Raw genomic sequence first — 18,402 nt, forward strand, 5'->3', positions numbered from 1 at the left:
TCCCCCCTGAAAAGAAAACCTCGGGTTTGTTCGGCAAGCCTATAGCAGGCGGAAGTTCCGAAACAGGGGTTCGTCGATCGAATTCTTACTTGGACGAACGAGCCTGTTCACGGGCGCGCAGAGTCTTCTCCACGTTGCGCTTGCTGTAGACGAAGTAGATCACCACACCGATGACCATCCAACCGATGAATCGGAGCCAGGTCTCGACCGACAGGTTGACCATCAACCACAGGCAGGCCACCACCGCGAGGATGGGAACGACCGGCATGAGCGGGACCTTGAACCCACGCGGCAGATCCGGTCTGGTGCGCCGCAACACCACGACGCCGATGGACACCAGCACGAACGCGAAGAGGGTGCCGATGTTGACCATCTCTTCGAGTACGCCGATCGGGAAGAACGCGGCGAGTACCGCGACCACCACACCGACGAGGATCGTGATGCGAACCGGAGTGCCGCGCTTGCCGGTGTGCGCCAGCGAGGTCGGCACCAACCCGTCGCGCGACATCGCGAACAGTACGCGGGTCTGACCGAGCATCAGCACCATCACGACGGTTGTCAGACCGGCGAGAGCACCGAACGAGATGATGTTCTTGGCCCATGTCAGACCGTTCAGATCGAAGGCCGTCGCCAATGTGGAACTGTCGCCTGCCAACTCGGTGTACTTGACCATTCCGGTCAGAACGAGTGTCACGGCGACGTACAGGACGGTCACGATGGCCAGTGATCCGAGGATGCCGCGCGGCAACGCCTTCTGCGGTTCCTTGGTTTCCTCGGCGGTCGTCGCGACGACGTCGAATCCGATGAACGCGAAGAACACGAGACTTGCGGCGGCCAGAAGTCCGTACCAGCCGAAGGTGCTGCCACCTGCTCCCGTGACGAAGGAGAACAGGGACTGATGGATTCCTTCGCCGGTCGATCCTTCCTCGGCGGGTGGGATGTAGGGCGAGTAGTTCTCGGCCTTGATGTAGAAGGCTCCGACGACCACGACGAGCAACACCACAGCGACCTTGATCGCGGTGATCACCAACGACACCCGGGAGGAGAGTTTGGTACCGCTCGCCAGCAGGACGGTGATGACGACGACGATCAGGAACGCGCCCCAGTCCACGTCCAACGAGCCGATGGTCACGATCGGCGACGAGGATCCGAGCACCTCCCCCAGATACAACGACCAGCCTTTGGCGACGACGGACGAGGCGAGCGCGAACTCCAGAATCAGGTCCCAGCCGATGATCCAGGCGATGAACTCACCGAACGTGGCGTAGGAGAACGTGTATGCGCTACCTGCCACCGGAACGGTCGAGGCGAACTCGGCGTAGCACAGCGCCGCGAGACCACAGGCGACCGCAGCGAGCACGAAGGCCAGCGACACGGACGGGCCCGCGACATTGCCCGCGGTACGCGCAGTCAACGTGAAGATTCCGGCACCGATGACGACGGCGACGCCGAAGACGGTCAGGTCCCACGAGTTCAGATCCTTGCGCAGCTTGGTGTCCGGTTCGTCCGTGTCGCGGATGGAATCCTCGACCGATTTCGTTCGGAAGATTCCAGTTCTGCGAGCGGGTCCGGTCGAACGCTCTTGTTCCATCTTCTCTGCTTCCACCTGTCGATACCGTCGGGTGTGTGTCACTCGAACACCTTCGGTAACACCCTAAGGCGTAGACACGTCGGCCCGATGCAACTCGAGCGAACGCGTGCCTCAGACGCGGAAGTTGCCCACCGTCGCGCGGAACACCTCGGCGTCACCCCACCGAGCGGTCACGGTCGGGGCGGCTTCCGCTGCCGAGACCCACACTGCCGACCCGCGTTCGACGATCTGCTCGACCTCACCGTCCTGCACGGCCACCCGACCCTCCGTGCACAACACGATCTGCGGGCCCACGCTGTCGAGGATCTCGGACGCTCCGTCGGCCAACGCCGTGCGGGACAACGCGAACTCCGGTGCAGGCGTGTCGTAGACGATCGTCGACGACTCACCGGACACCTCGGGATCGAGAATGTTCACCTCGGCGGGTTCGAAATCGAGGACTCTCAGCAGTTCCGGGACGTCGACGTGCTTCGGCGTCAGTCCGCCACGGAGAACGTTGTCGGAGTTGGCCATGATCTCCACGCCGGTGCCGGACAGGTACGCGTGCAGATTGCCGGCATCCAGGTAGAGACCTTGCCCGGGTGACAGCGTCACACGGTTCAGCAGAAGCGCGGCGAGAACGCCTGCATCGCCGGGGTAGGACTCCCCCAGTTCCAACAAGGTTCGTGCTTCGTCGACGAATTTGCCGTCGTCGTCGTGCGCGGAGGTCGACAGGTACCGGATGCATCCCTCGGCCACGAGAGGGAGGAGCGCGTCGAGGGCAGGACCCGGCAACGTGATCCACGACGTGAACACGGTGCGCAGACCCGCTTGATCCGGCTGGTCGGCGAGTAGAGACCGGTAGCCGGAGAGAGCGTCGACGCCGAGCGCGTCGATGAATTCGACGGTATGCCTGGGGCACCGAAAGCCTGCCAGCGCATGGAATTCGGTGAGTGCGACGATCAGTTCCGGCTTGTGCGACGCGTCTCGGTAGTTACGGACGGGAGAATCGATCGGTACTCGACGTGCCTCCTCGCGCGCGAAACCTTCTTTCGCCTGAACGGAACTCGGGTGCGCCTGCAGGGACAGGGGTTCGTCGGCGGCGAGCAACTTCAGCAGGAACGGCAACCGGCCTCCGTACTCCTGCGAGGTGGCAGCTCCGAGCTCACGGTCCGGATCGTCGTCGATGACGGCCAGCAGCGATCGAGCGGAATCACCCGGCCCGATTCGAGCAGGGTCGGCGGGGTGTGCACCCAGCCAGATCTCCGCCTCGGGATGCTCGGACGGCACTCGCCGTCCCTGCAACTGCGCAAGCGAGGTTCTCGATCCCCACGCGTACGACCGAACTGCACCGTGCAGTGGTTGCACTAGTTACCGCCCATCAGATATAGATACGCGGCAGCCATCTCCAGCCGCGTGGCCAACAATGTCATCGATTCGAGTTCCCCGACCGTCCCGGACGGCAGTGGAGCCTGCGGACCGACCCGATCGGAGACGGGGCCCGCTGCAGGAACGGACGCCGTGACGGCGTCGTCGCCGCCCGCCACGAGAATGTCCACGTCGTCCAGCGCCGCGGTGCGGCGGTCTGTATCCAGGGCACCCGTCGGCGCGGCCACCGCGAACACCCGGACGCCGGGTTGCGGCTTCGGACCGTCGAGTTGGTCGTCGTGGAAGAACGGGTCGTAATCGGCCGGCATCTCGGACGAGGCACCGGCGGCCTGCACTCCGGCTGCCACCACGTCCGGTAGATCGCCGGAGGCCGCCGCCACCCCCGCTACGCGGAACAGCACTTCGCTGCCGTGCCGCGCCGTCTCCACCGCGAGTGCGCTCGTTCCGGTGAACACCGCTCGGCGCCCTGAGATGCGCGACGCGATGGACTTGGCAGGATTGTGAAAGACCTCGTGCCGAGGGTGATTTCGCGACGCTTCCTCGTCCAACGCATCGGCGAGGCGAGCGAGATCGGGAAGCAACGCCTGGTAGGCGCCGGACGACAACGCGCCCAGAACGCACACCGCAGCAGCGACGTAGCGCATCAGTGCGTTGGGTTCACGCACCGACACGCGCGGCGCCAGGAACAGCCCACGTCCGGCCGCCGCCGAACGGAGCGGCCCCTCGTCGGGAGTGACGAGTACGGTTTCCGCGCCGCGGCGCACGGCGGCAGACGTGGCCTCGGACAACCGGTGATCTCCAGCGTCGTCTCCACAGATCACCACGACGTCGAGGGGCCCGACCCACGGCGGTGTGCCGTCCGACACGACCAACGGGACGCCGATACGGGCGCCCACGGCAGCGACGACCATCGCGGTGGCTCGGCGGGCTCGGCCGCCGCCGGCCACGAACACCACACTGCGGGGACGGAGATCCGACAATCGGTCACCGACGACGTCCTCGTAGGAGGACATCGTCGCGCGGGTCTGTGCGCCGGCCAGCGCTGCGCTGCGCAACCAGCCTTCGACATCGGCCTTGGCGAGGGCGTCCGAGTCGTCCAGATCCAGTGCAGGCGTAAGAGTGGTCATCGCGTGCCACCGTCCTTCCTGATCCGACTCGCCGTTTCTCCCACCGATGGTGCCCGCATACCCACCGCCGCGTCCATTAATACAGTTCGGGCTCGAGGTGATACTCCGCCGATCAGCCTCGGACGATGCCGAGGATCTCGGTCGTCAAGGCATCCACTTCGTCGGAGGTACGAGCCTCGACGTTGAGCCGGAGAAGCGGCTCGGTGTTGGACGCACGCAGGTTGAACCAGGCACCTCCGTTCAGATCCACCGTTACTCCGTCGAGCCGATCGACGCCCGCGGTGCGCTCGGCGAACGCGTCGAGCACGGCCGACGTCCGTGCTGCGGCGTCGTCGACGGTGGAGTTGATCTCCCCGGACGCCGAGTACGTCTCGTACCCGCGCATGAGCTCGCTGAGCGGACGGTCCTGTGAACCGAGTGCCGCGAGGACGTGCAATGCAGCCAACATGCCGGAGTCGGCGCCCCAGAAGTTCTTGAAGTAATAGTGCGCGGAGTGTTCTCCGCCGAAGATCGCTCCGGTCTCCGCCATCTGCTGCTTGATGAACGAGTGACCGACGCGAGTACGCACAGGGGTACCGCCGAGCGCGGTCACCAGTTCCGGCACCGCTCTCGACGTGATCAGGTTGTGGATGATCGTCGCTCCGGGTTCGCCGCGCAGTTCACGCTCGGCGACGAGGCCGGTGACGGCGGACGGCGACACCGGGTCGCCGTTCTCGTCGACGACGAAGCATCGGTCGGCGTCTCCGTCGAAGGCGAGCCCAATGTCCGCGCCGGTCTCCCGCACGAACTTCTGCAGATCCACCAGGTTCGCCGGATCGAGAGGGTTGGCCTCGTGGTTGGGGAACGTGCCGTCCAGCTCGAAGTACAGGGGTTCGACGGTGACGGGCAATCCGTCGAACACGGCTGGAACCGTGTGGCCGCCCATTCCGTTGCCCGCGTCGACAGCGATCTTGACTCCGGACACCTGAGAAAGGTCGACAAGGCCTCGGACGAAGTTCGCGTAGTCGACGAGGACATCTTGTTCGGTGACCGAGCCCGGCGTCCCGTCGTAGGCCGGGACGCCTTCGACGAGCTCGGACTTGATGGTCGCGAGACCCGTGTCCTGACCGACCGGCTTGGCACCGGCACGGCAGAGTTTGATGCCGTTGTACTTCGCCGGATTGTGACTCGCCGTGAACATCGCGCCCGGGCAGTCGAACGATCCCGAAGCGAAGTACAGCTGATCCGTCGACGCGAGACCGATCAACACCACGTCGAGGCCCTGTGAGGTGACGCCGTCGGCGAACGCACGCGACAATTCCGGTGACGATGCACGCATGTCGTGGCCGATGACGATGCGCGTGACGCCGGGTTCGCGCACCAGACGAGCGAAGGAAGCACCGACGTCGCGCACGAACTCGGCATCGATCTGCTCGCCGACCACCCCCCGCACGTCGTAGGCCTTGATGACTGCATTGACGGCTTCGGCAGTGCGTGCCACGAACGACTCCTCGGGGTTTCGAATGGTTCAACTGCGAGCGCGAATCGAGGGCGCACTCACCTACGAATGTGTCACAGATGGAGGTGGACGTCGCGATGACTCACACCAGATGTGACAGAAATGATGCCTGGGTCGATCATCCGAACGACAAAGCAGCGGACCGCAATTGCAGTTTCGGGTTACCGATCAAGCCGTCGGATCGGGAAGCACCCTCAAATGGCCGCGTCGCCCGGTTCTGACGGGCGGGGCCGCGCGGCGGTCCTGCGTGGACTCCGTAGCGGACCGAACACCGGAACGGGGTCCGGGGGCGTCGTCGCGGACGCGATCTCCGCGGCCTGCTTCGCGGACGGCCTCCGCCAGCGCCGTCAGATCGTCCTCGTCGGGAGTCGACGTGGTGAACCCGCCTTCGTACCGAACCATCTCCCATCCCTTGGGTGCTGTGGTCGTCGAGGCATGCACCTCGCACAGATCCCAGGAATGAGGCTCGTCGACGGTGGCCAGTGGCCCGACGACGGCGGTGGAATCGGAGTAGACATACGTGAGCGTCGCAACGGCCGATCGGTTGCACCCAGGGCGGCAGCATCCACGCATAGATCTCACACGCAAGAGAGTAGTCCCCCACTCCGACCCCGAGCCGCTCGACACACCGCGCAATGGCACCGATAGCCTCTCGGCATGGCTCGAACCGGCTCCGGACGCAGAACGACCTCCCGATCCGCATCACGACGAGGCCGCGGTATTCGCGGTCCGATTCTCCCCGCGTCGCTTCCCGGTCATCGATCACGAGCCGACAAGTTCGACCGCGCAGTCCTCGAAGCATTCGCGCGCATCGACCACCGGTGGCACGACAAGCTCGAGCGTCTCGACATAGCAGTGGACGAGGTCCCGAAGATTCGCGCGAAGGACCCGGAATCGGTGAACTGGCCACCCGAGGTGGTAGCAGAAGGGCCGGTGCCGCTCTCTCGGCTGGTACCGGCGGGAATCGACAAGCGCGGAGAAACCACACGCGCTCGGATAGTGCTGTTCCGCCGTCCGCTGGAGCGACGTGCGAAACATCCCGAGGACCTGGAAGATCTACTGTTCGACATTCTGGTGGAGCAGGTCGCCACCTACCTGGGCGTCGACCCGGATGTGGTGGACCCGCTGCCCGACGAGGACTGACGGATCACCGGCACAGACCCGGAGCGACCCGGACGTCGGTGCAGACAGCCGCTGTGGATCGCGGCAGGGTCAGACGATGCCGCGCTTGAGGCGCCGGCGCTCACGCTCGGACAGTCCGCCCCAGATTCCGAAACGCTCGTCGTTGGCGAGCGCGTACTCGAGGCACTCGTCCTTCACCTCGCAGCCGAGGCAGATACGCTTCGCCTCACGCGTGGAGCCGCCCTTCTCCGGGAAGAAAGCCTCGGGATCGGTCTGAGCGCACAGTGCGCGCTCCTGCCACTGATCCTCGATCTCCTCGAACATCTGATCGAAGCCCGCGATCAAGCTGAGTACAGGCTTCACCGGCTCCCGAACGACATCGAGATCGGAATCGGTCTCGTCGGAATCGGTCTCGCTGAAATCGGCGTCGACAGACTCGGTGTCGTCGGTCGGCGTCGCATCGACGTACGCGGCACCCGCGTCCACCGGAACGACCTCGACTCCTCGAGCACTGTTCTGAATTGTGTTGTCGCAGTCGCTTCGTGCTGCGCCCGCTTGGGAATCGGTCTGCGGCGCGCCGTCGACTGCGCTGAGGTGAGCAAGAGCCTCGCCCTGTTGTTCACGTGTCACGTGCTGGTCATACATCGCTTCCGCCTCCTCACCATTTCTTCTAGCGCAGATACATCCGGTCGGTCCGAACACCTTGCCCCACGCCGGTATTCGTAATCACTCTGAACTCTCGACCTTTACTACACGTATCCACGAAATGGCGCCACATGGGAACGCGTGTTCGAATCAAGGTCGGCACCAAGCAAACTCGCTCGGCAACCCTGGAATGACATACATGTGATTAGACACGCCGCACAGTGGTGCGGTCAAGCTGATGGGCACATTTCCAATACCATCTACGACCCGAAATCGGCCGACACCCCGAATACACGGCCGTTTCGCGCGTGTCGTCCCCGTGAACAGGCAGCTAACCATGCCTCGAGCACGTCCGCACACGAGGCGCCCACACGCAGGCGTCCGGCAAGGCATAGGCTCCTCATCTGTGAAAGTGACTGTCTTGGTGGGTGGGGTCGGTGGAGCGCGATTTCTCCAGGGCCTCAGAGAACTGCTCGGCGGTGGCGGTGACATCACCGCGATCGTCAACGTCGGAGACGACGTGTGGATGCACGGGCTCAGGATCTGCCCCGATCTGGACACCTGCATGTACACACTCGGCGGGGGCATCGACACCGACCGCGGATGGGGCCGGATCGCGGAAACGTGGCACGCGCGCGACGAGCTCGCCGCGTACGGAGCGGACCCGGACTGGTTCGGTCTCGGCGACCGCGACATCGCCACACACCTGATCCGAAGCCGAATGCTGAGGACCGGGTACCCGCTCTCCGCCGTCACCGAAGCGCTGTGCAACCGGTGGCAACCCGGAGTGCGGCTCCTTCCCGTCTCCGACGACCGGAGCGAGACGCACGTCGTCGTCACCGACCCCGACGACGAGTCGGGTGAGAGTCAGCGCGCAATTCACTTCCAGGAGTGGTGGGTTCGCTACCGGGCTCGGATCCCGACGCACAGTTTCGCCCACATCGGTGCGGAGCAGGCCAGTCCTGCCCCCGGCGTGCTCGACGCCATTGCCGACGCCGACGCCGTCATCCTGGCTCCGTCGAATCCGGTCGTGAGCGTCGGGGCGATCCTTGCCGTTCCCGGGATCCGCAGCGCCTTGCGCACCACGAAGGCCAAGGTCGTCGGCCTGTCCCCTGTCGTCGACGGCAAACCCCTGCGCGGGATGGCCGACGAGTGCCTGTCGGTCATCGGCGTCGAGACCACTGCCGAGGCGGTCGGCAAGTACTACGGCGCTCGTACCGACACGGGCATCCTCGATTCGTGGATGATCCATTCCACCGACACGGCAGTGATTCCCGGCGTCGACGTTTTCAGCGTGCCTCTGCTGATGACCGATCCGGCCACCACGGCCGAGATGGCTGCCGTTGCTCTACGTTCGGCAGGGCTGACGCTGTGACCGAACAGGCGGCCTCCCGTGTGCCCGGCGATCACGCTCCGGGCGGCGGCATCGAGATCCTGCCGGTCACCGGACTTCCCGAGTTCCGTCCCGGCGACGACCTGGCTGCGGCCATCGCGACGGCCGCGCCGTGGATCCGCGACGACGACGTTCTCGTGGTGACGAGCAAGGCGTTCTCGAAGGTGGAGGGTCGACTGGTCGCCGCTCCGCTGGATCCGGAGGAACGCGATGCCGCGCGGCGTGTGCTCGTCGATCAGGAAGCTGTTCGGGTCGTCGCGCGCAAGGGCCGCACACTCATCACCGAGAACCGTCTCGGCATCGTCCAGGCCGCGTCGGGGATCGACGGGTCCAACGTGGACCGGGCGGAACTCGCGCTTCTCCCCGAGGATCCCGATGCGAGCGCGGCCGGTCTTCGGGCTGCCCTGGCGGAGTCTCTCGGTGTCACGGTCGGTGTCGTGGTGACCGACACGATGGGGCGTGCGTGGCGGGTCGGGCAGACGGACGCGGCCATCGGAAGTGCAGGCCTCGCCGTGGTACACGCGTACGCCGGTGCCGAGGACAGTCAGGGAAACGAACTCGTGGTCACCGAGGTCGCCGTCGCGGACGAGATCGCTGCGGCCGGCGATCTCGTCAAGGGCAAGCTCGGTTCGGTTCCGGTGGCGGTCGTCCGCGGACTGACTCCGGTCGACAACGGTTCGCGTGCACGCGATCTCGTGCGCCCCGGCGAGGACGATCTGTTCTGGCTCGGGACGGAGGAGTCGATCGCACGCGGCAGGCGCGAGGCCGTCCCGTCGCGTCGTTCGGTTCGATCGTTCGCTCCGGACTCGGTGGACCCGGACATGGTTCGCGACGCCGTGGCCGACGCTCTGACCGCACCGGCACCGCACCACACCCACCCCGTCAGATTCGTGTGGGTCAGAACTCCTGCGTTGCGCACCCGACTGCTGAGCGAAATGCAGAAGGCATGGCGGACGGATCTCGAGTCGGACGGCCTCACCCCGAGTGCGATCGATGCACGAGTCGCTCGCGGCAACATCCTGGTCGACGCACCGGAGATAGTGATTCCGTTCTGCGTTCCCGACGGGGCGCACACCTATGCCGACGCCCGCCGGACCGCAGCCGAGGAGACGATGTTCACCGTCGCGGTCGGCGCCGCCGTGCAAGGCCTGCTGGTCTCGTTGGCAGCGCGGGGTCTCGGCAGCTGCTGGGTAGGGTCGACCATCTTCGTCTCCGACCTCGTCCGGACCGAACTGGGCTTGCGCGCCGACTGGAAAGCCATGGGCGCCATCGCAATCGGGCACCCGGCCGAACCGTCGGAACCTCGCGTGCGCACTGCACCGGGCTCCGAGCTGCTGGAGATGTGAGGTGAGCGCTCGCTCACTGCACGACTCCGCTCGACGTGTGCTGGAGGACTGGCCTGTCGGCGACACCCGCGACGATGCGCTGCGGCACACCATGCTCGCGTTTCTCGCGGCGTGCCCCGACGGCTGCCTTCGCTCCAACGAAGCCGGCCACATCACGGCGTCGTCGCTGGTACTCGATTCCTCGGGACAGCAGGTACTGCTGACGCTTCATCCACGCGTCGGACGATGGATCCAGCTCGGTGGTCACTGCGAACCGTCCGACAGCACCGTCGTCGATGCCGCGCTCCGGGAAGCGCGCGAGGAGTCCGGCATCGACGATCTGACGATCGATCCTGTGCTGCTGTCCGCGGACACGCACCCGATCACCTGTTCACTCGGCAAGCCGACGCGCCATCTGGACCTCAGATTTCTCGTGCGCGCTCCCGCGGGTGCAACAGCAGTGCGCAGCGAGGAGTCGACGGACCTGAGGTGGTGGCCGATCGACGAGTTGCCGGAGTCCGCCGAGGTGGACACCATCACCCACCTCGTCGACCTCGCGGCTGCGCGCTGACCGGGGACGTCCCCGGTCAGACGTACCCGGTCAGACGTCGGTGGAGAAACGCACTCCGCCGTCGGGGAGTTTGACGCCCGGCCACACGCGAGCCCCTCGCAGAAGTTCGCACCGTGCGCCGATGTCCGCCCCGTCTCCGATCACGCCGTCGCGGACCAACGCGCGAGGTCCGATGCGAGCGCCGAAGCCGATGATCGACCGCTCCACCACCGCGCCTGCTTCGATGACGGCTCCGTCGAACACGACCGCTCCGTCGAGACGGGCACCTGCACCCACCTCGGCGCCGCGGCCGACGACCGTGCCACCGATCAGTAGCGCCCCCGGAGCCACACCGGCACTCGGGTGCACGAGGAACTCACCGCGGGGGCCGCTCAGGGCAGGTGACGGGGCGATACCGCGCACCAGGTCCGACGAGCCCTTCACGAAATCCTCCGGTGTTCCCATGTCTCGCCAGTACGCGCTGTCGACGTGGCCGTAGACGCGCTTGTTCTCGGCGAGCAGTGCGGGGAACACCTCGCGCTCGACGGACACGGGCCTGTCGGCGGGGATGGTTTCGATGATGTCGCGCTTGAAGACGTAGCAGCCGGCGTTGATCTGGTCGGTCGGTGGATCCTGAGCCTTCTCGAGGAATGCCGTGACCCGTCCGTCCTCGTCGGTGGGAACGCAACCGAACGCACGGGGATCACCGACGCGAACCAGGTGCAGCGTCACATCCGCCTCGGTACGGGCGTGGGTGTCGAGCACCGCGGTCAGGTCGGTTCCACCGAGCACGTCGCCGTTGAACACCACCACGTTGTCGGCACGCAGTTTCGGCAGTACGTTGCGGATTCCGCCACCGGTGCCCAGCGGCTCGGTCTCGGTGACGTACTCGAGTTCGATGCCCAGCTCGGAGCCGTCGCCGAAATGCTCTTCGAAGACTTCGGCTTTGAACGACGTGCCGAGCACCACATGGGTGATCCCGGCGGCCTTGATGCGTGCGAGCAAGTGATGGAGGAACGGCAATCCCGCGGTCGGGAGCATCGGTTTCGGGGCCGACAGCGTCAGCGGCCTGAGCCGAGTCCCTTTGCCTCCCACCAGGATTACGGCATCGGTGGTCTTGCCCGTGTCAGCTGGCATTGTCGGCCTCTCTGTCGTGGTCCGGTCGAGTGTCGTCAGTCTGTCGCGATCGAAGTGCCGAAGCCACAACAACCTTCGAGCGCGCCGCCAAACCTGCGCGTAACGCCCATCGTATGGGAGCTTGCCACAGATGAGGGTGGCGATCCGCTTGAAAGCGATACGCGCTCGCGTGGTGGGCCGGAAGCATCAGTTCCGGATGCCTACCTGCCGCATGCCCTTTGGAATGGGTCACTTCCACACTCGGCACGTACACATTGAGCCATCCGCCGGTTCCGAGACGGTCTCCCAGATCCACGTCCTCCATGTACATGAAGTATCGCGAGTCGAACCCGTTCACGGAGTCGAAAGCGGCACGGCGCAGCAACAGGCACGACCCCGACAGCCACCCGACGGCCCGCTCGGTGGCTGCTTCGTTGTCCTGCCGGTATCGCAGAGTCCACGGGTTGTTCGGCCACACCTTCCCGAGAAGCGCGTGACCCGCGCCGGACGTGAGATCCGGAACCGACCGCGCCGAGGGATAGCGGCTACCGTCCGGCTCACGAATCAGAGGTCCGAGCGCGCCTGCGCGCGGCCATCGCTCGGCTGCGCCCAGAAGTCCGTCGAGCGATCCCGGATGCCACCGGACGTCTGGGTTGACCACGACGACGAACTCGACGCCGTCGTCGATCTCGGCGACGGCTCGGTTGACCGCGCCTCCGTAGCCGAGGTTGGCGCCGGTCCGGAACAGTCGCACGTTCGGGTACTTCGCCTCGGCGGCCTCCGGCGCACCGTCGGTCGAGCCGTTGTCCGCCATGATGACCTGCGGGTCCTCGGACGTCGCCGTCGCCAAGGACGTCAGGAACTGGTCAAGGTGTTCACCGGGCGAATAGGTCACCGTCACGACGGCCAGCTTGGAACTCACGCGGGCAACCCTATCGGTCCACGTGCACCGCGACGTCCAAGGCATCGGCGAGTGCGTCACGCCAGTCCCGCAGCGGCGTCAGACCGGACTCGCTCCACGCATCGGATGAGAGGACCGAGTACGAGGGCCGAGGTGCGGGCCGGACGAACTCCGCACTCGAGCACGGCTCCACCCGCTCCGGATCGGCTCCGACTCCGGCGAACACCGCGCGGGCGAGCTCGAACCAGCTGGCGGTGCCTGCGTTCGTCAGGTTGAGGATCGGGGGCATCGGCGAGTCCGCGGCGGCGAGTTCCAGCAGTCCACCCGCCAGATCCCACGAGTAGGTGGGCGACCCCACCTGGTCGTCGACGACACGCACGGTGTCTCGTTCGCGTTCGAGCCTGCGCATCGTGGACACGAAGTCCGAACCGACGCCCGTGTACACCCACGCGGTCCTGACGACGGTCGCCGTCGGAAGCGCGTCGAGAACGGCGTGCTCGCCCGCGAGTTTCGTGCGCCCGTACGCACTGCGCGGTGCAGTGGGGTCACCAGGCCGGTACGGGACGTCGGAGGTGCCGTCGAAGACGTAGTCGGTCGACACGTGCACCAGCCGCGCCCCGGCCTCGGCACATGCCTGCGCCAGGTTGGCAGGTCCGACGGCGTTGACCGAGAGTGCGCGGTCCTCGTCCGTCTCGGCTGCGTCGACGGCGGTGTACGCGGCGCAATTGATCACGATCGACCCCGCGGTCACGGCAGCCCCGACCGCGTCCCTGTCGGTGATGTCCAGTTCGGCGCTGGTGACGCCCGTCACCTGTACGCCTGCCCGCTCGGCTCGTTTCAGAATCTGTCGTCCGAGTTGCCCCCCGGCGCCGGTCACAAGAATGTTCGTCACAGTCGGAAAGTGTGGCACGCCGTCCGTGCTTGAGCGAGGCAGTGAGATTTCACAAGTAGCCTGGATCCGAACCAGGATCGTCGAACAAGCTCGTACAACGGAAGGAACCGCTCAGGTGCCAGGTCAGTCGGACGAGCCAGGGGCCTTCCCACGCCCCGGCCGCGACGAGTATCGCCGTCGCTCCGACGAGTCCCGTGCCCGCCGGGAGCCCCGGAGTGATTCTCGGGCCGGGTCCCGCAGGTCACGAGCCGACCGGAGCAGGAGCGAGATTCCTCGTCGTCGCCGTGAGGACGAACCGCGCCGGACCGGCCGGCCCGCGACGGAGCGTACGGACCGCCGTCGACCCGGCCCGGCACATCGGGACCCGTCGACCCCTGCCGCGCGATCCGCGAAGACGATGCGAGCACCACAGATCTTCGTCGCGGCACTGGCCGTGATGGTGTTGGTGGTCACCGGTTTCGCGTGGCGAAGCATCGACGGCCTTCGTTCCAACATCGCGACGGCAGGCGCGCTCGGCCTCGGCGGCGGAGCCGACGGCGCCGTGGACATCCTGATGGTGGGCACCGACAGTCGCACCGATGCGCACGGAAACGCACTGTCGCAGGCGGAACTCGATTCACTGCGCGCGGGCGAGGAGGTGGCGTCGAACACCGACACCATCGTGTTGATCCGCGTTCCCAACGACGGGTCGTCGGCGACGGCGATCTCGATTCCCCGCGACTCCTATGTTCAGGTGCCCGGCATCGGGATGTCGAAGATCAACGCCGCGTACGGCGCCACCAAGGAGAACAAGCGCCTCGAACTCGTCGAGAGCGGCGTGTCCGACGCCGACGCCGAGTCCCAGTCCACCGAGGCGGGCCGCGAGGCGCTCATCACGTCGGTGGCCGATCTGACAGGCATCACCGTCGACCACTACGCCGAGGTCGGTCTGCTCGGTTTCGTTCTCCTCACCGACGCGGTCGGCGGGGTCGGTGTGTGCCTCAACGCTCCGGTCGACGAGCCCCTGTCCGGTGCGAATCTCCCTGCCGGCGAGCAGACCTTGTCCGGTGCCGACGCACTCAGCTTCGTGCGGCAGCGCCACGATCTGCCGCGCGGTGATCTGGATCGCATCGTGCGGCAGCAAGTGTTCATGGCGTCGCTCGTGCGCAGTGTGCTGAGTGCACAGACACTGAGCAATCCCGGCAAACTGAACCAGTTGAGCGCGGCGGTACAACGGTCGGTGGTGCTCGACTCCGATTGGGACATACTGCAATTCGCCACTCGCCTGCAGGATCTCGCAGGCGGCCAGGTGAAGTTCGAGACGATTCCCGCGGTCGACATCAACGGGGTGACCGATTACGGCGAGTCCATCGTCGAGGTGGATCCCGCCGCAGTGAAGAGGTACGTCGAGGGCCTTCTGGACGGCTCGTCGGAGGACGAGAGCGATGCCCCGACAACCGATGCGCCGCAGGTCGATCCGTCCTCGGTGACGGTCGATGTCGCGAACGACAGCGGCATCGACGGACTGGCCGGCGGGGTTGCCTCCACGTTGAGCGAGCTCGGGTACGTCGGCGGCACCGTCGGCAACTACGAGGGAACGACGGTGTCCACCACCACGGTTCAGGCCGCCGATCCCGAGAGCGACGAAGCGAGAGCCGTCGCTGCCGCGCTCGGCGGTGTCAGCGTGGCAGGCGACGATTCGTTGGCGAGTGGCACCGTGCGCGTGGTCCTCGCGTCCGACTACTCCGGACCGGGTACGGCAGGCGCCCCTGCCGCGACGAGCGCATCCGCTGCCTCCGAAACTGCGGGCAGCTCGGCAGGCGAGTCGCCCGCTCCCCCCATCGACGCCGGTTCCACCGGCCCCGCGTGCGTCAACTGAGGCGGTAGTGTTCCCTGCGTGGCTTCGACTCTGACGCAGGAACTTCTGGACCCCATCCTGACAACCGACCCAGCCGGCCCGCGCGTGACGTATTACGACGACGCCACCGGCGAGCGGGTCGAGGTCTCCGGTGTGACGCTGGCCAACTGGGCTGCGAAGACTGCGAACTTTCTCCGCGACGAGCTGGGTGTGGAACCGGGGACACGAGTGTCGGTACTGCTTCCCGCTCATTGGCAGACGGCGGCAGTGCTCCTCGGGGCGTGGTGGGCAGGCGCGGACGTCACCCTGAGCGCGGACCCCGACGTGGAGGTCGCACTGGTACACGGCGGACGCATCGACGATGCAGGCGACGTGCCCGAGGTCGTGGCACTGTCGCTCGACGCCTTCGGTAGACCGGTCGCGGATCTACCGGTGGGTGTGACCGATTACGCGACGTCGGTCCGTGTGCACGGGGATCAGTTTCGGCCGTCGGGACAATCGGGCGCTCTGGACGGTCGTTCGGTCGACGAGGTGCTCGGCGCCGCACGTGCCCGCGCCGAGGCGCATTCGATCGCGGTGGGAGACCGCGTGCTGTCCTCGTTGCCGTGGACCACGGCCGACGAATTGATCGACGGGCTGCTCTCGGTGCTCGCCGCCGGCGCATCCCTGGTTCAGGTGAGCTCGCCCGACGACTCGAAGACCGAACGCCGCGTCGCGACGGAGAAGGTCACCAAGACCCTCTAGCTGGCTTTCCTTTTGACTCCGGTCGTCAGGTGCGATAGCCGCCGTCGGCCAGGCCTGCCTCGATCTCGTATCTGTTCTTCGCGCCCGGTCGACGGATCTCTTCGACGAGATAACGCGCCGCGAAGGCGATGCCGTATCGCGCCCACTGATCGGCGTGGACGGCCTCGTGACGCAATACCCGACGAGACACGTTGGAGTTCGTCGGGTAGACACCGCCGATCGTCGTCCCGCCGCGCCCGAAGCCGTACCGCATCCCGGACGCGACGAACAGTGCACTCGGTTCGTCGAACTCGACTCTCGCTCGCCACAGGCCCGCGTACGCAAGCGCCAGCCAGGTCACGACGACGACCTGGCGCCGACCGCGTGAGGCTCGGCGTACGCGCGCCCGGAGCGAGAGCCGCACTATCCCAGCAGCTTGGCGCGCAGTGCGGCGTCCTTGTCCTCGACCATCCGCTCGAGCCCGGCCTGGAACGAGGCCATCCGCTCACGGAGAGCAGCGTCGGATGCGCCGAGGATGCGTACGGCGAGCAGGCCTGCGTTACGCGCGCCGCCGATGGACACCGTCGCCACCGGAACACCTGCAGGCATCTGCACGATGGACAGCAACGAGTCCATTCCGTCGAGATACTTCAGCGGCACCGGAACGCCCACGACCGGCAACGGCGTCGCCGACGCCACCATGCCGGGAAGGTGAGCAGCTCCCCCGGCTCCCGCGATGATGACCTTCAGTCCGCGTTCGGCGGCAGTGTTCGCGTAGTCGATCATGCGTTGCGGAGTGCGATGCGCGGAGATGACGCCGACCTCGAAGCGGACACCGAATTCTGCGAGGGCTTCCGCCGCGGCTTCCATCGTCGGCCAGTCCGAGTCGCTTCCCATGATCAGGCCGACCTGAGGGCCCGTCGAGTTGTCGCTCATGCGTGCGGATCCCATCCGTCGGTCCATTCCGCGTGCGACATCCAATGTGCGGCACGCTCTGCTTTTTCTCTGATCGCGGCCACGTAGGCTGCGTCGTCGGCGCGTCCGCCCGCCGCGCCGAGGACGTTGACGTGGCCGATCTTGCGATCCTTGCGTTCGCCTTTGCCGTACAGGTGCACCTTGGCGTCGGGCATCCGAGCGAAGAGGTGGTGCAGCCGCTCGTCCATGCTCATCGTGGGCGCCTCGGGTGCGCCGAGGATGTTCGCCATCACCGTCACCGGCGCCACGGGGGACGTGTCGCCGAGCGGATAGTCGAGAACGGCTCGCAGATGCTGCTCGAACTGCGAGGTCCGGCAGCCGTCCATGGTCCAGTGCCCGGAGTTGTGCGGACGCATCGCGAGCTCGTTGACGAGGATCCGTCCGTCCGTCGTCTCGAAGAGTTCCACCGCCATGGATCCGACGACGCCCAACTCTGCGGCCAGGCCGAGAGCCATGCGCTCGGCGTCGATGGCCGTGTCCTCGTCGAGACCTGGCGCGGGCGCGATCACCACGGCGCACTGTCCGTGTCGCTGAACCGTCTCGACGACGGGCCACGACGCACCCTGGCCGAACGGCGAGCGCCCGACCATCGCGGACAGCTCGCGGCGCAGATCGACCTTGGTCTCGACCATCAGGGGCACACCGAGATCGAGCTGTCGACCGACGATCTCCTCGGCTTCCTCGGCGTCGGCGGGCATCCACACGCCTCGACCGTCGTATCCACCCCGAATTGCCTTGACCACGACCGGCCAGCCGTGTTCTTCGCCGAACTCGATGACGTCGCCGGCCCAGGTCACTTCCGCGAACTCGGGGCTCGGGATACCGAGATCAGCGAGCTTACGGCGCATCTTCAGCTTGTCCTGCGCGTAGATCAACGCCGACGGCGGTGGCTGCACGTTCACCCCCTCGGCGACGAGAGTCTCCAAGTGCTCGGTGGGCACGTGCTCGTGATCGAACGTCACCGCGTTCGAACCCGTTGCAGCGGCCCTCAGCGCGTCGAGGTCGTCGTGGTGTCCGAGCACCACGTCCGCACTGACCTGAGCAGCGGGCTCGTCGGCACCGGCGGACAGCACTCGAAGCGTCTGTCCGAGCGCAACGGCTGCCTGGTGGGTCATCCTCGCGAGCTGGCCGCCACCGATCATCGCCACGACAGGCATTCCGTTGGTGGACGGACGCGGAGTACTGGGACGCGGGTTCGCCGCGTCGGAGGGGAAATGTGGACCGGTCACGGCTTCCTATCGTGTCATGTGAGGAGGATTCGACCGTCGTTGGCCTGAGAGAAGTCTGATGATCTGCGCGCCGGTTCGTGAAATCGAGGTGTCGTTTCGTAGACTTCTCC

18 protein-coding genes are annotated in these 18,402 nt (G+C 66.3%); 6 read left to right on the plus strand and 12 right to left on the minus strand.

Annotated features, from left to right (window positions below):
• Positions 1-85: 85 nt before the first annotated feature.
• The 5 genes from CH290_RS18215 to CH290_RS18235 form a co-directional block, all read right to left on the minus strand.
• Positions 86-1,591 carry an amino acid permease gene (locus CH290_RS18215; RefSeq protein WP_026347951.1) on the minus strand — a complete coding sequence of 502 codons (1,506 nt, stop codon included), beginning with the start codon at positions 1,589-1,591 and terminating at the stop codon, positions 86-88.
• A 111-nt stretch (positions 1,592-1,702) separates the two neighbouring features.
• Entirely contained in the window at positions 1,703-2,938 is a 1,236-nt protein-coding gene (manA, locus tag CH290_RS18220) for a mannose-6-phosphate isomerase, class I (protein WP_026347952.1), read from the minus strand.
• Complete coding sequence (locus CH290_RS18225; protein WP_033190534.1) at positions 2,938-4,086, minus strand: hypothetical protein; 1,149 nt, start codon at positions 4,084-4,086, stop codon at positions 2,938-2,940. The genes manA and CH290_RS18225 overlap by 1 nt, the downstream gene beginning before the upstream one ends.
• 112 nt (positions 4,087-4,198) lie before the next feature.
• Positions 4,199-5,566 (minus strand): phosphomannomutase/phosphoglucomutase, encoded by a 1,368-nt coding sequence (locus CH290_RS18230; RefSeq protein WP_020112122.1) that lies wholly within the window; start codon positions 5,564-5,566, stop codon positions 4,199-4,201.
• 186 nt (positions 5,567-5,752) lie between these two features.
• The gene (locus tag CH290_RS18235; RefSeq protein WP_033190533.1) at positions 5,753-6,157 is read right to left on the minus strand and encodes a DUF3499 domain-containing protein; all 405 of its coding nucleotides are present in this window, start codon (positions 6,155-6,157) and stop codon (positions 5,753-5,755) included.
• An 84-nt stretch (positions 6,158-6,241) separates the two neighbouring features.
• Here CH290_RS18235 and CH290_RS18240 point away from each other — a divergent pair, with 84 nt between their 5' ends.
• Positions 6,242-6,727 carry a metallopeptidase family protein gene (locus CH290_RS18240; RefSeq protein WP_019666127.1) on the plus strand — a complete coding sequence of 162 codons (486 nt, stop codon included), beginning with the start codon at positions 6,242-6,244 and terminating at the stop codon, positions 6,725-6,727.
• Between the two features lie 69 nt (positions 6,728-6,796).
• On the opposite strand, the gene CH290_RS18245 is transcribed toward CH290_RS18240, so the two are convergent.
• A complete protein-coding gene (locus CH290_RS18245; protein ID WP_027498876.1) occupies positions 6,797-7,030 on the minus strand; it encodes a WhiB family transcriptional regulator in 234 nt (77 codons plus the stop codon).
• Positions 7,031-7,757: 727 nt separating this feature from the next.
• On the opposite strand from CH290_RS18245, the gene cofD reads away from it, so the two are divergent.
• From cofD to CH290_RS18260, 3 genes are read left to right on the plus strand one after another with little or no spacing between them, the layout of a single operon-like run.
• Positions 7,758-8,726 carry a 2-phospho-L-lactate transferase gene (cofD, locus tag CH290_RS18250; protein WP_033190532.1) on the plus strand — a complete coding sequence of 323 codons (969 nt, stop codon included), beginning with the start codon at positions 7,758-7,760 and terminating at the stop codon, positions 8,724-8,726.
• Positions 8,723-10,090, plus strand: coding sequence for a coenzyme F420-0:L-glutamate ligase (locus CH290_RS18255; protein WP_033190531.1), 1,368 nt, complete (start codon positions 8,723-8,725; stop codon positions 10,088-10,090). Before cofD ends, CH290_RS18255 begins: the two co-directional genes overlap by 4 nt.
• A gap of 1 nt (position 10,091) precedes the next feature.
• Positions 10,092-10,640, plus strand: coding sequence for an NUDIX hydrolase (locus CH290_RS18260; RefSeq protein ID WP_026347955.1), 549 nt, complete (start codon positions 10,092-10,094; stop codon positions 10,638-10,640).
• Between the two features lie 30 nt (positions 10,641-10,670).
• Here CH290_RS18260 and manB read toward each other — a convergent pair whose 3' ends face one another.
• The 3 genes from manB to rfbD are packed head-to-tail and all read right to left on the minus strand — an operon-like array spanning position 10,671 to position 13,528.
• Complete coding sequence (gene manB, locus CH290_RS18265) at positions 10,671-11,756, minus strand: mannose-1-phosphate guanylyltransferase (protein ID WP_019666132.1); 1,086 nt, start codon at positions 11,754-11,756, stop codon at positions 10,671-10,673.
• On the minus strand, positions 11,746-12,657 hold the full coding sequence (locus CH290_RS18270; RefSeq protein ID WP_020112127.1) for a glycosyltransferase family 2 protein: 912 nt from the start codon (positions 12,655-12,657) through the stop codon (positions 11,746-11,748). The genes manB and CH290_RS18270 overlap by 11 nt, the downstream gene beginning before the upstream one ends.
• 10 nt (positions 12,658-12,667) lie before the next feature.
• Positions 12,668-13,528: a dTDP-4-dehydrorhamnose reductase gene (rfbD, locus tag CH290_RS18275; RefSeq protein WP_033190530.1), complete on the minus strand. Its 861-nt coding sequence runs from the start codon at positions 13,526-13,528 to the stop codon at positions 12,668-12,670.
• A gap of 397 nt (positions 13,529-13,925) precedes the next feature.
• Between rfbD and CH290_RS18280 the strand changes: the two genes are divergently transcribed.
• Both CH290_RS18280 and CH290_RS18285 read left to right on the plus strand, forming a co-directional pair.
• Entirely contained in the window at positions 13,926-15,386 is a 1,461-nt protein-coding gene (locus CH290_RS18280; RefSeq protein ID WP_033190529.1) for an LCP family protein, read from the plus strand.
• A gap of 18 nt (positions 15,387-15,404) precedes the next feature.
• Positions 15,405-16,109 carry a TIGR03089 family protein gene (locus CH290_RS18285; protein ID WP_033190528.1) on the plus strand — a complete coding sequence of 235 codons (705 nt, stop codon included), beginning with the start codon at positions 15,405-15,407 and terminating at the stop codon, positions 16,107-16,109.
• Between the two features lie 25 nt (positions 16,110-16,134).
• Here CH290_RS18285 and CH290_RS18290 read toward each other — a convergent pair whose 3' ends face one another.
• The 3 genes from CH290_RS18290 to CH290_RS18300 all read right to left on the minus strand — a co-directional run bounded on the left by CH290_RS18290 (position 16,135) and on the right by CH290_RS18300 (position 18,220).
• Positions 16,135-16,449 carry a hypothetical protein gene (locus tag CH290_RS18290; protein WP_033190527.1) on the minus strand — a complete coding sequence of 105 codons (315 nt, stop codon included), beginning with the start codon at positions 16,447-16,449 and terminating at the stop codon, positions 16,135-16,137.
• A 62-nt stretch (positions 16,450-16,511) separates the two neighbouring features.
• Positions 16,512-17,039 carry a 5-(carboxyamino)imidazole ribonucleotide mutase gene (purE, locus tag CH290_RS18295; RefSeq protein ID WP_019666138.1) on the minus strand — a complete coding sequence of 176 codons (528 nt, stop codon included), beginning with the start codon at positions 17,037-17,039 and terminating at the stop codon, positions 16,512-16,514.
• Positions 17,021-18,220: a 5-(carboxyamino)imidazole ribonucleotide synthase gene (locus CH290_RS18300; protein WP_230621124.1), complete on the minus strand. Its 1,200-nt coding sequence runs from the start codon at positions 18,218-18,220 to the stop codon at positions 17,021-17,023. Before CH290_RS18300 ends, purE begins: the two co-directional genes overlap by 19 nt.
• Positions 18,221-18,402 lie beyond the last annotated feature (182 nt).

This window comes from Rhodococcus sp. 06-156-4 (genome assembly GCF_002259345.1).
GTDB classification, from domain to species: domain Bacteria; phylum Actinomycetota; class Actinomycetes; order Mycobacteriales; family Mycobacteriaceae; genus Rhodococcoides; species Rhodococcoides fascians_E.